The organism is Haloarcula sp. CBA1127 (genome assembly GCF_001485575.1).
Classification (GTDB): domain Archaea; phylum Halobacteriota; class Halobacteria; order Halobacteriales; family Haloarculaceae; genus Haloarcula.
Genome location: NZ_BCNB01000006.1, coordinates 683,968 through 698,212 on the forward strand (window position 1 = coordinate 683,968; position 14,245 = coordinate 698,212).

19 protein-coding genes are annotated in these 14,245 nt (G+C 63.6%); 11 read left to right on the forward strand and 8 right to left on the reverse strand.

What is annotated here, in order from left to right; genetic code table 11:
* Positions 1-23: 23 nt before the first annotated feature.
* From AV059_RS08040 to AV059_RS08050, 3 genes are read right to left on the reverse strand one after another with little or no spacing between them, the layout of a single operon-like run.
* Positions 24-608 (reverse strand): L-threonylcarbamoyladenylate synthase, encoded by a 585-nt coding sequence (locus AV059_RS08040; protein WP_058993740.1) that lies wholly within the window; start codon positions 606-608, stop codon positions 24-26.
* Between the two features lie 2 nt (positions 609-610).
* Positions 611-1,120: a redoxin domain-containing protein gene (locus tag AV059_RS08045; protein ID WP_058993741.1), complete on the reverse strand. Its 510-nt coding sequence runs from the start codon at positions 1,118-1,120 to the stop codon at positions 611-613.
* Complete coding sequence (locus AV059_RS08050) at positions 1,120-1,398, reverse strand: glutathione S-transferase N-terminal domain-containing protein (protein WP_014041628.1); 279 nt, start codon at positions 1,396-1,398, stop codon at positions 1,120-1,122. The genes AV059_RS08045 and AV059_RS08050 overlap by 1 nt, the downstream gene beginning before the upstream one ends.
* 98 nt (positions 1,399-1,496) lie before the next feature.
* Between AV059_RS08050 and AV059_RS08055 the strand changes: the two genes are divergently transcribed.
* A complete protein-coding gene (locus AV059_RS08055) occupies positions 1,497-2,939 on the forward strand; it encodes a hemolysin family protein (protein WP_058993743.1) in 1,443 nt (480 codons plus the stop codon).
* 50 nt (positions 2,940-2,989) lie between these two features.
* On the forward strand, positions 2,990-3,361 hold the full coding sequence (locus AV059_RS08060; RefSeq protein WP_058993745.1) for a cupin domain-containing protein: 372 nt from the start codon (positions 2,990-2,992) through the stop codon (positions 3,359-3,361).
* Positions 3,362-3,415: 54 nt separating this feature from the next.
* On the opposite strand, the gene AV059_RS08065 is transcribed toward AV059_RS08060, so the two are convergent.
* Complete coding sequence (locus AV059_RS08065) at positions 3,416-3,628, reverse strand: hypothetical protein (RefSeq protein ID WP_058993746.1); 213 nt, start codon at positions 3,626-3,628, stop codon at positions 3,416-3,418.
* Between the two features lie 123 nt (positions 3,629-3,751).
* On the opposite strand from AV059_RS08065, the gene AV059_RS08070 reads away from it, so the two are divergent.
* The 3 genes from AV059_RS08070 to AV059_RS08080 all read left to right on the forward strand — a co-directional run bounded on the left by AV059_RS08070 (position 3,752) and on the right by AV059_RS08080 (position 4,817).
* Entirely contained in the window at positions 3,752-4,066 is a 315-nt protein-coding gene (locus AV059_RS08070; RefSeq protein WP_058993748.1) for a hypothetical protein, read from the forward strand.
* Between the two features lie 30 nt (positions 4,067-4,096).
* Positions 4,097-4,510, forward strand: a complete 414-nt coding sequence (locus AV059_RS08075) for a hypothetical protein (protein WP_004959678.1) — start codon at positions 4,097-4,099, stop codon at positions 4,508-4,510.
* Positions 4,511-4,610: 100 nt separating this feature from the next.
* Positions 4,611-4,817, forward strand: a complete 207-nt coding sequence (locus AV059_RS08080; protein ID WP_058993751.1) for a hypothetical protein — start codon at positions 4,611-4,613, stop codon at positions 4,815-4,817.
* Here AV059_RS08080 and AV059_RS08085 read toward each other — a convergent pair.
* Positions 4,814-6,094 (reverse strand): GTP-binding protein, encoded by a 1,281-nt coding sequence (locus tag AV059_RS08085; protein WP_058993754.1) that lies wholly within the window; start codon positions 6,092-6,094, stop codon positions 4,814-4,816. The two genes, AV059_RS08080 and AV059_RS08085, sit on opposite strands and share 4 nt — an antisense overlap.
* 145 nt (positions 6,095-6,239) lie before the next feature.
* On the opposite strand from AV059_RS08085, the gene AV059_RS08090 reads away from it, so the two are divergent.
* The 3 genes from AV059_RS08090 (at position 6,240) to AV059_RS08100 (ending at position 9,551) form a co-directional block, all read left to right on the forward strand.
* A complete protein-coding gene (locus tag AV059_RS08090) occupies positions 6,240-6,536 on the forward strand; it encodes a hypothetical protein (RefSeq protein ID WP_058993755.1) in 297 nt (98 codons plus the stop codon).
* A complete protein-coding gene (locus tag AV059_RS08095; protein ID WP_058993758.1) occupies positions 6,536-7,510 on the forward strand; it encodes a TRC40/GET3/ArsA family transport-energizing ATPase in 975 nt (324 codons plus the stop codon). Before AV059_RS08090 ends, AV059_RS08095 begins: the two co-directional genes overlap by 1 nt.
* Positions 7,511-7,685: 175 nt before the next feature.
* Entirely contained in the window at positions 7,686-9,551 is a 1,866-nt protein-coding gene (locus tag AV059_RS08100; protein ID WP_058993760.1) for a carbon starvation protein A, read from the forward strand.
* A gap of 55 nt (positions 9,552-9,606) precedes the next feature.
* Here the strand turns inward: AV059_RS08100 and AV059_RS08105 are convergent, their stop codons facing one another.
* On the reverse strand, positions 9,607-10,290 hold the full coding sequence (locus AV059_RS08105; RefSeq protein ID WP_058993763.1) for a hypothetical protein: 684 nt from the start codon (positions 10,288-10,290) through the stop codon (positions 9,607-9,609).
* Positions 10,291-10,466: 176 nt separating this feature from the next.
* Here AV059_RS08105 and AV059_RS08110 point away from each other — a divergent pair, with 176 nt between their 5' ends.
* Positions 10,467-10,682 (forward strand): hypothetical protein, encoded by a 216-nt coding sequence (locus tag AV059_RS08110; protein ID WP_058993764.1) that lies wholly within the window; start codon positions 10,467-10,469, stop codon positions 10,680-10,682.
* A 4-nt stretch (positions 10,683-10,686) separates the two neighbouring features.
* Here the strand turns inward: AV059_RS08110 and AV059_RS08115 are convergent, their stop codons facing one another.
* On the reverse strand, positions 10,687-11,886 hold the full coding sequence (locus tag AV059_RS08115; RefSeq protein ID WP_058993767.1) for an inorganic phosphate transporter: 1,200 nt from the start codon (positions 11,884-11,886) through the stop codon (positions 10,687-10,689).
* Positions 11,887-12,012: 126 nt separating this feature from the next.
* Here AV059_RS08115 and AV059_RS08120 point away from each other — a divergent pair, with 126 nt between their 5' ends.
* Positions 12,013-12,294, forward strand: a complete 282-nt coding sequence (locus AV059_RS08120) for a hypothetical protein (RefSeq protein WP_058993769.1) — start codon at positions 12,013-12,015, stop codon at positions 12,292-12,294.
* Between the two features lie 194 nt (positions 12,295-12,488).
* Here the strand turns inward: AV059_RS08120 and AV059_RS08125 are convergent, their stop codons facing one another.
* Entirely contained in the window at positions 12,489-13,187 is a 699-nt protein-coding gene (locus AV059_RS08125; RefSeq protein ID WP_058993772.1) for a DUF5828 family protein, read from the reverse strand.
* A gap of 258 nt (positions 13,188-13,445) precedes the next feature.
* On the opposite strand from AV059_RS08125, the gene AV059_RS08130 reads away from it, so the two are divergent.
* Positions 13,446-14,138: a type 1 glutamine amidotransferase domain-containing protein gene (locus tag AV059_RS08130; protein WP_058993774.1), complete on the forward strand. Its 693-nt coding sequence runs from the start codon at positions 13,446-13,448 to the stop codon at positions 14,136-14,138.
* Positions 14,139-14,245: the final 107 nt, after the last annotated feature.

Genomic DNA, 14,245 nt, shown 5'->3' on the forward strand with positions numbered 1-14,245 from the left:
ACCCGGACAGTTCCGGGCGGGTATCAGCTCCGGTCGTTGAGCCACGACTCGACGGCGTCGGCGCGTGCGCCGCGGCGATGAACCGTCCCGCTGTCGACGTTCACGACCGTCGAGCCGGTCCCGCCGTCGGTCTCACCGGCATCGACGACGACGGCAGCACGCTCGCGGATCGCGTCGAGGTCGTCGACGGAGCGCGCGCTCGGGTTCCCGGAGATGTTAGCGCTCGTTGCCGTGAGTGGCCCGGTTTCGGCGAGCAGTTCGAGCGCGAGGTCGTGGTCGGGGATGCGGACCCCGACGCGGTCTCGACCAGCGACCAGCACGTCCGGAACCGCGTCGCGGCGTTCGACGACGACAGTGACCGGGCCCGGGAGGAACTCTCGCATGAACGCCAGTTCACGGTCGCTCAGGCGCGTGTATTCGCGGGCAGACTCGACATCGGGGACGGCCAGCGACACCGGCTTGTCGCGCTCGCGGCCTTTCGCCTCGAACACCCGCTCGACGGCAGCAGCGTCGAGTGCGTTTGCGCCGAGACCGTACACTGTCTCTGTTGGATAGACAACCAGCTCTCCGTCGTGGACTGCCGCCGCGGCGTCGTCGACTGTCGCCATCGTCAGAGCTGGGCTTCGATGTCGTCGTAGTCCGGGAAGTCAGGCCACTCCTGGGCCACCCACGCGTACTCGATGGTCCGGTCGCTATCGAGGACGAACACCGACGGACGCGGCTCCTCGATACCGGCCATTCCGTCGAGGTCCATGTCGATGCTGTACTGCTGTGCGACGCCGTTGGCGGGGTCCGAGAACAGCCGGTAGTCTCCCTCTATTTCTCGCTCTCTGAGCAACTGCTTGTGTTCGTACGGCGTCGAGATTGAAACGCCCACGACGGTGGCCTGCTCGTGCCACGCGCGGTCGCGAATCTCGTTCCAGATGTACGTCGCCGGGAACGCGCCGTCCATCGCGTGGAACACGAGGACGACACGGTCGCTGTCGGCACAGACCGACGCGAGCGATTCGTCCTCCCAGAACTCGTCGTTGACGAGCGGGCGGGTGAAATCCGGCGCAGTGTCGCCTTCTTCGGGGTGCTCGACCGGGTCGAGATCGACGATATCGAAGTCGAGGTCCATCAGGCCACACCCCCCGCGGTCTCCTCGCCCTCGCCGTAGGTCCGTTCCAGATACGCGACGATGTTCGCGCTCTCGGACATCGTGACGCCGGTGTTCTCGTCGACGATGGCCGGGACGGTCCGCTTGCCGGACAGTCGCTTGACTACATCGCGGTCGGCGTGCATCGGCTCGACGAACCGCGACTGGTAATCGAGGTCGTAGGCGTCCAGCTTCCGGACGACGCGCTCACAGAACGGACACGCCTGCAACCGGTACAGCGTGATATCGGACTCGCTCATACTCTGTGGGACGGTACGCGTGAAAGCCGGGTAAGGGCTTCGCTGGCAACCCATTCATGACAAGCCTTAATCCCCGCCCATTACAACTTCGACCGTTGATGGCCCTGGATCCACCTGCGCCGTTTGAGCTGTCTACAGCGATGCTGCAGGGCGTCGAAATCGTCGGCGTCCCGATACCGCAGGACGCGGTGCTCGTCGCTGGTATTGTCACGCTCGTCGCACTGGTTGTCCTCTCAGCGTTCTTCTCGTCCTCAGAAATTGCGATGTTCTCGCTGCCTGCACACCGGACGGAGGCGCTCGTCGAGGACGCCGTCCCGGGTGCGAAGACGCTCAAACAACTCAAGTCGGACCCTCACCGCCTGCTGGTGACGATTCTCGTCGGCAACAACCTCGTCAACATCGCGATGTCGTCCATCGCTACTGGACTCCTTGCGATGTACGTTGAGAGCCAGGGGCTGGCTGTCGCTATCGCGACGTTCGGGGTCACTGCCATCGTGCTGCTGTTCGGCGAGAGCGCGCCGAAGAGCTACGCGGTGGAGAACACCGAGTCCTGGGCGCTGCGCATCTCCAAGCCGCTCAAGGCTGCTGAGAAGGTGTTGCTCCCGCTCATCCTGCTGTTCGATTATCTCACTCGCGTCGTCAACAAGATCACCGGCGGCCGCTCCGCTATCGAGACCTCCTACGTCACCCGCGAGGAAATACAGGACATCATCGAGACGGGTGAGCGCGAGGGCGTCCTTGATGAGGACGAACGGGAGATGCTTCAGCGCACGCTGCGGTTCAACGACACCATCGCCAAGGAAGTGATGACGCCGCGGCTGGACATGACCGCCGTCGCCAAGGACTCCTCCGTTGAGGAAGCGCTGGAGACGTGTATCCACAGCGGCCACGCCCGTATCCCGGTCTACGAGGGCAGTCTGGACAACGTCATCGGTGTCATCCACATCCGCGACCTCGTTCGGGACCTCAATTACGGCGAGGCGCTGGCCCGCGACATGGATCTTGAAGACCTCATCGAGCCGACGCTGCACGTCCCCGAGTCGAAGAACGTCGACGACCTGCTGACCGAGATGCGGGCCGAACGCCTGCACATGGTCATCGTCATCGACGAGTTCGGGACCACCGAGGGGCTAGTGACGATGGAGGACCTGACCGAAGAAATCGTCGGCGAGATACTCGAAGGCGAGGAGGAAGAGCCCATCGAGTACGTCGACGACGACACGGTCACGGTCAAAGGCGAGGTCAACATCGAGGAGGTCAACGAGGCGCTGGACCTGGACCTGCCTGAAGGCGAGGAGTTCGAGACCATCGCCGGCTTCATTTTTAACCGCGCCGGCCGGCTGGTCGAGGAAGGTGAGACCATCACCGGCTTCATTTTTAACCGCGCCGGCCGGCTGGTCGAGGAAGGTGAGACCATCACCTACGACGGCGTCGAGATCCGCGTCGAACAGGTCGAGAACACGCGCATCATGAAAGCTCGCGTCGTCCGCCTCGAAACCGGCGAAACGGAGTCGGTTGACGCCGAAGAGGCCACGGACTGATTCCGTTCGGTCGCAGTCGTTTTACTTCGGTTGCCGTCTATAGCGATGGTATGGGCTATCACCACCTCGCGGTCGACGACATCGAACCGACACCGGACCGACCCAGCGTCCAGCGGTCGATAAGTGATGCAGCCGACCTCGAAAATGCGGCCGTGAACCTTTACGAGGTCGCCCCCGGCGAGGATATTCCGCTCGCGTACCACTATCACGACAATCAGGAAGAACTGTTCTACGTCCTTTCCGGAACGCTGGCTGTCGAGACGCCCAAGAAGACCTACGAGGTCGAGGAAGACGAGGCGTTCGTCGTCGAGCCGGACAGCCCCCAGCGGGCGCACAACCCCGAGTCGGCGACCGAACCAGTGCGGACGCTCGTCGTCGGTGCACCCGCGGTGGATGATGTCCATCCATACGACCCCGAGTGAGCCGGTGGTCGCAGTCGTTCTGTCGAACCGCCACAGGAGCGTGACGCCGGATCGCTACTGAAGCGTGATGGCGTAGGTCAGCGCGAACAGGAGTATCGCGCCGGTCGCGACGTTGATCGCCGTGAGCTCCGCCGCGCCGATGACACTCAGCCCCCAGATGATAGTGGCCGCAAACGCCGTCGAGAGCACGACGTTCATCGCGATGAGTACCCGCGGGTCGCCCTGCGACCCGCTCGCCCCCTCCTCGAACCCGTTCGCGTCGCTCATGCCCACGAACACGGACGGGACGCCCCTTAGCTCTTTGGCAGCGCTCGGCGAGTCCACTTCGCTCGCTTCGGCCGGGAGCTGCCGAGTCGCACAACTAAACACGTTCGGAGCCTAACACGACGCATGAACGTTCGAAACCGTCACGGGGACCCGGTCGACCCGGTCCCGTTTCTCGTCTGTACCGCGATGGCGGTGATGCTGCTGTTCTCCGTCGGCCCGCTGTACGGCCTCGCCTACGGGCTTCCCATCTGGGCCGGTCTGACCGTTGCGACAGCCGGGACCGTCGCCGTGGCCGCCGTCGCGTACCACCGCCTGGTCTGGACTGCGCCGCCGCCCTCGGTACAGATCGCCCCGGAGCTTCGCTTTCAGCGCCTCATCTACATCGGCGTCGGCTTCGCTGTGTTGCTGGTCGGCGTCTCGGCGCCGCTGGCCCTGTGATTTACCACCCCGGTACGCATGTGGACTGGTATGCGCGAGGTCGAACGCTCTCGGTTCGTGATGGCGCGGCCGCCAGCTGTCCACCGCACGCTCTCGCCGGAAGCAGTCGTCGCGGCGGAGGGAACGTTCACAGTAACGGCTGTCGAGGAAACGGAGACTGGAACGCTCGTCACCGCCGCTGGCCCGGGGATGTCAGTCCCCCTGCGCTTCGAGTCGCACGACGACGGACTCCGGTACACCGCTGAGGGCGAGGTCGGTCCGTTCGACCATCTGGAGACCCGAATTACTGTCGTGCCGGAAGAGAACGGCTCTCGGGTCACGATGCGCTCGACTGTCTCACTGAACCTGCCGCTTCCCTTCGCTGACCGCATCGCCGCCTGGAAGCGCGGCAACGAAATAGAGCGAGCTATCGAGGAACTGGCGGCCGACGTGCCCGGAGGCTGAATCGGCCGATACCGCACCCGTCCGGCCGGGTTGTCGATGCCCGTGAGACGACTGCGCACAACCACGATACGTTTAGTAGCTGTAATCTGAATATACGATCATGAGTATCCTCGACAGCGTCAAGGAGGCGCTCACGTCCCAGCCGGACGCGAAGTCCCGGCCCGACGATGGCTCGCAGGGCGCGTACTGGTGTGACGACTGTGGCGTTCGTATCAGAGATGTCAACTTAGACGGCGAGCCGGTCTGTCCGGACTGTGGCGAGGAGATGCGCTTTGAGCGCTCGGCGGGCCGTGACTGCGCCTGTTAGGGGCTTCGAAGCACCGCCTCCTCGCCCTGTTCCGCCGGAAACGGACCAGTGAACGACTCGCTTTCCGTCCATTCTTCATCTGTCACCAGCGCGTCGTCCAGCGCTGTCCGAAGAGTGTTTTCGTCGTAGTTAGTTCCGATGAACACCAGTTCCGTTCGACGGTCGCCGTGCTCGTCGTGCCAGTCGAGTTCCGGCCGGTTCGAGCGGTACATATCCTGCTCGACTTCGGGGAGACTCGCAATCCAGGGGCCCTGTGCTTCCGCCCGTATCGAAGGTCCGGCCTGGCCGATGACCACCCGTACCTCAGTGCCTGCCAGCCAGACGGTCCCCTTCGAGCGGACGACACCTGGCGGCAGGTCCCGCAGCACGTCGGCGAGTCGGTCGGGGTGGAACGGCCGGCGGCAGCGGTAGGTGAAGGACGTGACGCCGTACACCGCCTCGGGATGGTGGTGGTCGTCGTGGCCGTGCCCGGTGTCGCCTTCGTGGGCATCGGTTTCGTGGCTGTGGCTGTCGCCGCCATGCCCGCTTTCGGCCAGCGCTCGCTTCCAGCCCGGCAAGTCGTTGATTTCGGTCTGGTCGAACAGCCCGCGGTCGAACAGCCGGTCGGGGTCGACCTGTGAGAAGGTCGTTCGAATGGTCTCGGCGTCGGGCTGGAGCGCCCCCACCAGCTCCTCGGCTTCGTCCAGTTCCCCGTCCGTACAGAGGTCCGTCTTGTTCATCACGACGAGGTTTGAGAGTTCGACCTGTTCGACCATGAGGTCCGAAAGCGGGCGGTCGGCACCGTCGGCTGCTGTGTCGTCGCTGTCTCCACCGGCGTTCGCTTCGGCGCTTCCGCGGCGTTCCGGCGTCTCATCGGCGAAGGAATCGAGAAACAGCCGCGTATCCAGCACTGTCACAAGCGTGTCGACGCGATAGAGCGCCGCCACGCGCGATTCAGTGGTGAACAGCCGCGCGACAGGCGCTGGCTCTGAGATACCAGAGGACTCGACGACGAGCGCGTCGAAGTCCCGGTCGTCCGCCAGCCGGACGACTGCCGTTTCGAGGTCGTCCTGTAGCTCACAGCAGATACAGCCGTTGGATAGCTCCGCGACCCCGTCGTCCACATCGAGTTCGGACCCCTCGGCGATGAGTTCCGCGTCGACGTTGACGGTTCCCATGTCGTTGACGAGGACGGCGATGTCGCGGTCACCGGCCTCAGTCAGCAGATGGTTCAGCAGCGTCGTCTTCCCGGCCCCGAGGCTTCCGGAGAGAATCGTGACGGGAATGGTGTCGCGCATACCCTCCGTTGTGGACCGGCTCCCTTCAAATCGCGCCTCGTTTCCAGCGGTCAAACACGACCGCTGTCGCGCCACAGCGCGTGGGCACTGTCGACGGGTAACTGCGACAGCTTTTACTCCGTGCCTCTCGCACACACGACCCACGATGGAACTGGCCGACCAAATCGAGCGCTTTCGCCGGACGCTACGGGAGTGGGCCCGCGGACTGTACCACGGCATGATAACGCATCCGGCCTACGAGAAAATCGAGAAAGAGGCCGAGGACATTGAGGACGCGTTCATGCTGGCCTGTTTCCCCGACGCCTTCGGCATCCCGTCGCCGGTGTCGTACTACACCGCCGAACTGCTGCCGTACCTCGAAGACACCTTCGAGGCCTGGGAGCGGCGGCTGTGGGACCGGGGCTCGTACATCGAACGCAAAGGCCAGCAGTACCACTTCTGATGGAGCCGTTCGTCTTCTTCGGCGGGAAGGGTGGGGTCGGCAAGACCACCGTCTCTTGTGCCTACGGCGTCAAATCCGCACGCGTGGGACTCGACACGCTCGTCGTCTCGACGGACCCAGCCCACTCCGTCACGGACGTGTTCGATCAGCAGTTCAGCGACGACCCGGAATCCGTCGAGGGCATCGACGGCCTTGATGCGATGGAGATCGACCCCGAAACCGAGACCCAGCGCCACCTCAATGGCATCCGTAACGACCTCTCCGAGCAGGTGTCGGCGGCGATGGTCAACGAAATCAACCAGCAGCTAGAGATGGCCCACCAGACGCCAGGGGCCTACGAGTCGGCGCTGTTCGACCGCTTCGTCGACGTGATGCGCAACGCCGACCCGTACGACCGGGTCGTCTTCGACACCTCGCCGACTGGCAGCACCCTTCGACTGCTCGGCCTGCCGGAGTTCCTTGAAGGGTGGATCGACCGACTGATGCACAAACGCGAAAAGAGCATCGACCTCTTCGAGAAGGCCGCTATCGGCAACAACGAACCCCGGCGCGTGATGGACGGCGACCCGGTGCTGGCCCGCCTACAGGATCGCAAGGAGTTCTTTGAGTTCGCCGGAGGTGCGCTCCAGGCCGACGCCGCCTTCTTCCTCGTGCTCAACCCCGACCAGCTCTCGGTCAACGAGACGCGGCGCGCTATCGCCGAGATGCGGGAGCGCGACCTCTCGGTCCGGGGCCTCGTCGCGAACAAGCTCACGCCCGAACCGGACCCCGATGAGGACGGCCGCGGGGCCCGGTATCTCCGGGACCGCGTCGCCACCGAGAACGAACGACTGCAGGAGGTTCGTGAGACGCTCGACCCGCCGCTGGTCGCGGAAATCACGACCCGTACGGCGGAGGTGAAAGGCGACCTGCTCGACGATGTCGCCGCCGAACTCGCTGTCGAGACGGACGCCGAGGCACCGACGTTCGTCTGAGCCGGCGGCCAGCCGCTCATGTGTGGGCTGCGCATAACCGATAAGTAATCAGATATTAGATTTTTCGTTGATAGTCGAAGCCGTGTGACCGTGCGTATTCTGACGGACTTGAGATATATAAGAAATATATAATAACTATTAATAGCTTGATGTTGGTTACCATTCATGCACATACATGACACAGGTAATCTGGATCGTCCTGGCAGTACTGGTGACGTTCAGCGTGGGGTATCTGGGGTATTCGAAGTACCTCGCGCGGTTCCTCGAACTCGACAACGACAACGAGACACCGGCACACAAGTACGAAGACGGGCAGGAATACGTCCCGTCGAAGAAACCGGTGTTGCTGGGTCACCACTACTCAAGTATCGCGGGTGGGGCACCGATTGTCGGACCGATTACTGCGGGGGCCATCTGGGGATGGGTTCCCGCACTGCTGTGGATCGCCATCGGCAACCCGCTGATGGGCAGCGTCCACGACTTCGTCTCGCTGTCGGGGTCACTCCGACACGAGGGGAAGTCCATCGGCTACATCGTCGGTGAGTACGTCGGCGAGGGCGGGAAGAACATGCTGCTGTGGTTCGCGTTCCTGACGATTATCCTCGTCGTCGCAGTGTTTGCGCTGGTGGTCGGGATCGTGTTCAACGAATATCCCGAGGTGGTGACGGCGTCACTGGTCTACATTGCCCTCGCGCTGGCATTTGGCGTGTACCTCTACCAGCTCAACGGCCCGTTCATCCCAGGGACAGTCCTGTTCGTTGCAGGTGTTTTCGCCGGCGTCTTCGCCGGGATTCAGTTCCCAATTGCCCTGTTTGAGCCGACGGCCGAACGGACCGCGGAGATGTCCGTCATCGTGTTGCTGGGTGGGAGCGGTTCCTGGGTGCCTGGCGCGGGCGCACTGGGCGGCAACACTGCCGCGTGGATCCCAGTCATCATGGCCTACGCCGCCGTCGCCAGCGCGCTCCCGGTGTGGGTGTTGCTCCAGCCGCGTGACTACCTCTCCTCGTTCTTGCTGTACACCGGCGTCGGCGGCGCGCTGCTCGCGATTATCGTCGGAACAATCCTCAGCTCGTCGAGCCAGCCGCTGGTCATCGATAGCTCCATCAGCGCGTTCAACGGCTTCTGGGGTGTCGAGGGTGCGGGCCTGTACCCGCTGTTCCCACTGCTGTTCATTACTATCGCCTGTGGAACCATCAGCGGTTTCCACTCGCTGGTCTCCTCCGGGACGACGGCGAAGCAACTCGATAAGGAGACCGACGCCCGCCTCATCGGCTACGGCGGGATGCTGGGCGAGGGCTTGCTCGCGGCCGTCGCGCTGTCGACGCTTGCGGTCGCCGGCTTCCCCGACCCAGCGGGCGGTATCGGCGCGGCGCTACCGAATTTCGCGACCGGTGGCGGCATCATCCTGACGAGCCTCGGCCTCCCACAGAGCTTTGGCGCACCATTCATGGCACTTGTCCTCGTGAGCTTCCTGCTTACGTCTACTGACACGGCTGTCCGACTCGGCCGCTACATGATGGAAGAAATCGTCGGCCTGCCGGCCGGCCAGACGTCGAGCGGGCTCAATGTGGGCGGTGGCATCCGTTCGACACTAGGTGAACTCGGTCGTGGCCGGTACACGAACCCGATTATCCAGTGTGGCTTCGCGTACGCGATGGTCATCTCTGGCCAGTGGGTCGTCCTGTGGGCGCTGTTCGGTGGCGCGAACCAGCTGCTGGCCGCGCTCGCACTGCTGACTGCGACGGTCTGGCTGGCTAACTGGGACAAGAGCAAACAGCTGTACTCCACGGGCGTGCCGATGGCCGTCATGGTGGCGATAACCATGCTCGGCCTCGGCTGGCTCGCGTTCTACCAGAACATCTACCAGACGATTATCGTGGGCGGTGCGAGCGGTGTGCAACTGTTCGCAACGATTATCCAGACGCTTCTGGCACTGACCCTCATCGGCCTCGCTCTGGCGCTGGTCAAGAAGGGATACGACAACATCAGCACCGTCCGCGAGAGCTACGGCGGCAGTGCCGTCGAACCGAGTGACGACTGACACGACCGATCACTTCTCTGTTTTTTCCGCGCTGACAGCGACTGCTACCCGATCGTCATCTCCAGAACCGCTTGGCGAGTCGCGAAAGGACCCCCTCGGACGGCGTCGTCACGTCCTCCCAGAGGACGAACGCCTCAACCACGTCGGCGGCTTCGCCGGCGACAGCCACCTGCTCGTCCGGCACGATGACGCCCAGATTGACCTCGTAGTGGCCGTAGTAGCCGTACTTCAACAGTGTGCGCTCGCGCTGGCCGTCGACGAACGACCGGACCTCATCCGGTAACTCGTCGGCGACGAGGACAAACGTGAAGTCAGTCCGGTAGTGCTCTTCGTTCGGCGTGACCCGTTTGTCGGCCAAGTCGTGGCCGAGTTCGACCAGCCGCTTCAGTTCGCCGACCGTCGGTCGGTCGACGCGGCGGGCGTAGAGGTACTCCTCGGACTCGTGGTCGCCGTAGGACAGCGCCGGGTGGAAGAACTGCTTCTGATTGAGGACTCGCATCTCGCCGTAGAGGTCCCAGCGCTCGCCCCGGAACCGGTGGTCCCGCTCCAGCGTGTAGTTGTACATCAGGCGGTCGCTCACCCGGTCGAAGTACGGATCGTCCGTCCAGTGTGGGACCTCCTCAATGATTTCCTCGGGAAGCTCCGACTTCGGGACTGCCCCAGTGACGGGGTCCTCCCAGTCATCCGCGCCGTAGTCCGGCGGCTCCTCGCCCGATGTGGACTTGGATTCCTCGCTCATCGTCGTGAGTTCCGTGGGCGTTCAGTTCGCACCAGCCCCATGCCGCGGTAGCTCATACCATGCCGATGCCGTGTCGGAGTCTTAAGCGCGTCGGTCAGCCGACGGTCGTTCACGGGCCGTACACGACCGCCGCGGCAGGTTTTTGACGCTGGTCTCCGAACCTCTCACTAACAATCATGCCGAAAGACACCGAAGCCTGCGGCCGCTGTTCGATGACCGTCGTCGTTGAAGCCGTCGACGAAACTGCGGACGAACAGCCCCACGACCCCTTCGGTGACGACCGCATCGAGGTCGACCAGCGGGACATCGAGCGCGTCTCACCAGAGGCTTGGATGGGGCGGCTCTCGACCAGAGTGAACGAGGTCGTCAGTCGCTACGTCTGGGGTCGCTGACCGCTCAGAGCACTGCGTCGATAACCCAGAACAGTCCGTAGCTCAGTCCGAACGCCAGCGCGAGCGACCCGATCCAGGCCAGCACCGTTTTCCCCATCTTCTCCCGACTGACCTCGCCACCGCCGGCGGCTGCGCCAGAGCCGACGATAGCCGAGACGATAATCTCGTTGAACGACACCGGGATGCCGAAGAAAACGGCCGCCTGTGCGATGATGAAGCTCGGAATCAACGCGCCGATAGAGCGCCGCGGCCCGAGCGAGGAGTAGTCCTGTGCCAGCGCTTTGATCATCCGCGGTGCGCCCGTCCACGAGCCAACAAGGAGCCCGGCCCCGCCGAACAACAGGACCCCAGTGATAGGAATGGCAGCCGTCGGCCCCTCGCCGAGCAGGGGCACCAGCGGTCCCAACGCCAGCCCGACCTGGCTCCCGCCGGCGGAGAAGGCCACGAGCCCGCCCATCACCAGCAGGAAGTGCCGCTGCCCGGCGGCTGCGTCCGCTCTGATATCTAGATACAGCAGCCCACCCGCGAGCACCCCGATGAGGAGCGTCACGACGACCATCGACGGGAGTATGGGGGTTCCGGCCGCCCGCGCGACAGCACGGGCGACCGACGCCTGCTCACTGCCCGGTGCCAGTAGTACGAACTCGATGTTCGCCAGAATCACACCGACCAGCCCGCCCAGCAGCGGCACGAGCCGTTCCTCGGTCGTGGCCTCGTGCCGGAGTGACCATGCTGTCACGAAGGCGACCGACCCACCGAAGAAAGGGGTCATAACCCACAGGGAGACAATTTCGATGTACTTTGCCGTCGCCGGCTGGCCGCCCATCGCCAGCCCGACGCCGACGACCGCACCGGTGACGGTAAACGCCGTCGCAATGGGGTAGCCGGTGAAAATACCGACGGCGACCAGCACCGCCGCAGTGAGGAGGGCGACGATAGCGGCAATAGCCGAGAGACCGCCGCCGCTCGGGAACAGAATGAGCTCGCTCCCGACGGCTTCTGTGACGTTGGCTCCCTGCAGGACCGCGCCGGCCAGTCCAAGGACGCCGACAAAGAACCCGGCCCGCATCACCGAGATCGCGTTCGCCCCGACGGCCGGTGCGAACGGCGTGGACCCGGACGACCCGGCACCGATGGCCCAGGCCATAAACAGACTTGCGGCTGACGCGACAACAAGCGTCGCAATCGTACTCGTCGCGACCATCTGTCACGGCGTTTGCCCCGCCCTGCAATGAGCCTACCGTTCGCGCGCCCTTGTGAGGCCGATTATCGACTTGGGCGCGGACGTCACGGGCAAACGTTCAGGTGGTAGCGCGTGGCTCGGTCCCGTATGTCCGCCACTGAAGAGACTGTCCGCGTCTGGCTGGTCGAACGAACCTACTCCGACGACGAACAGAACCTCATCATCCTCACGTACGCGACGCCCGACGGCAAACAGTACTTCCGCAAGGAGCGGGCGCTGACCTCGTTCTCTGATGTGCGGGAGACCACGGCCGCCGTCGATGCTGACCCGGACAATCTCGGGTCCGTCGACGACCCGGACCTGCAGGCGCAGTACGAGGCTGAGGCGACACGGATGGCCGAGAAACACGACCCCGACGACGCTATCTAACCGTCTGTGTGGCCATGCTCGTGCTTCGTTCGTCTTCGCCTCTCGGACGCAAAACCGATGCCGGCGGCAGAGACGCCGCCTTAGTTCGTTTTTGCGTCGACGATGCTGGAAGCCGATGCCGCTCGCCCGGCGGCGAGCTTAGTTCGTCTTCGCCTCTCGGACACAAAATCGATGCCGGCGGCAGGGACGCCGCCTTAGTTCGTTTTTGCGTCCGTCTCGTCCCCCGTCTCGACCGCATCAACCCCCTCAGCGGCCTCGACAGCCTCGGTGACTTTCTCGGTGTCGACGTGCCAGCGGTCGACGGCCTGCTCGAAGTCCGCGAGCTTGTTCGAGACGCGCATCTTCAGGTCGTCGTCGTTGACGTTGACCTCGAAGACGTACTCGGGGCGTTCCTCGTCGCCGACGCGACGGAGGTTCGCGCTGATGAGGTCGTTGTCGAAGTAATAGGGCGCGATCTGGGTCATCACGTTTCGGTAGACGGTGTCCTCGACCTTTCGCAGGGCTTTCCGGCTGGCGGAGTCAGCCGCGCGGGCCACGTAGTCGACGGACTCGCTCCAGCGCTCCATCGCCTCGTCCGGCTCGTCGAGGTTCTCGTAGGACTCGCTGAGCTTCTCGCCGGCGGTCTGGAGGTCCTCGTCCGGCCCCTTGCCGGCCTGTTCCCCCTTGCCCTCGTCGACGCTCGCCTGGTCAGCGGTTTTCTCGTTGACGTCCTCGTCCAGTCGCTCGTGGCTCTTGGGTCGCCACTCGTCGAACTCACTGAGGGCGTCCTCGTCGACGGCTTCGCCCGAAGCGATGTCTTTCAGCGCTTGTGTGATGCGCTCGCCGTGCTCGACGATGTCGACCCAGCCGCCTTTCGTCTTGAATCCTGAAACGCTCTCTTCGATGTCTGCCATGGTATAATAGATCGGTCTATGACAGCCGCGGGATCTGCTGCAGTGGGCTGTCCATCTGTACACAGCGGATTGCTGCTCAGTGGGGTTAAACGTTTCCGCCATGACGACAGACGTGATACTCTCCCGCCGTATTCCTCCCCAGCCCTCAATATCGATACGCAGACGACGTATTTCTACTGCAGAGCCGCCTGCCTGTTGACCCTACTTCGCTCAACACCGAACGGCCGCTTATAAGGATTGCACGCGAATAGTAGTTTGATGTCATCCGCACTATTCGTCGTAAGCGAACACGGCTATTGGGGCGAGGAATGTATCGAGCCGCTGACGACCCTCACAGACGCCGGTCTAGATATCACGGTAGCGACACCAACCGGCGAGCCGCCGGTCCTTGACGAACGCTCCGTCGACCCAGAAGAAGTCGGCGAAGACCTCTCAGAACACGTTCGAGAGGTCCACGAGACCGACGAGCGCCTGAACAACCCGATCCCGCTGGCACAGGCCGACGCCGAGGACTACGATACCGTCGTATTCCCCGGCGGCCACGGCGCGGAGTGGGACGTCACGCAGGATGTTCACGCCCGTGAACTGCTGCGCGAGAGCGTCGCCGGCGACGACGGGAAGGCCCTCGTCGTCTGTCACACGGTCGGGATTCTGGCCTTCACCCGCAATAGGGACGGCGAGTTCCTCGCCGACGGTCGCTCGATCACCGGCTTCCCGAACGCTTGGGAAGAAGGCATCGTCGACGAGAACGACCTGCTCCCAGACGGCCGCAAGCTCCCGTACTGGGTCGAAGACGAAGTGAAGGCCGTCGGTGCGGATTGGGACGCCGAACTCGATGCTGACACCAGCGTCACGGTCGACGGTGACCTCATCACGGCTCGCGGCCCGCCGTCGTCGGCTGCGGCCGCCCGGACGCTTCTCGACGAGCTCGGTATCGAGACGTCCGCGTAACGAGCCCTGGTGTGGCAGTTGTCTGCTGAAACATAATTAGAACTGAAATTCTTGGAAAATAGAACATTCCGCCTGTCCGTCTTTTACCATCCGTATCCCGTCCCGCG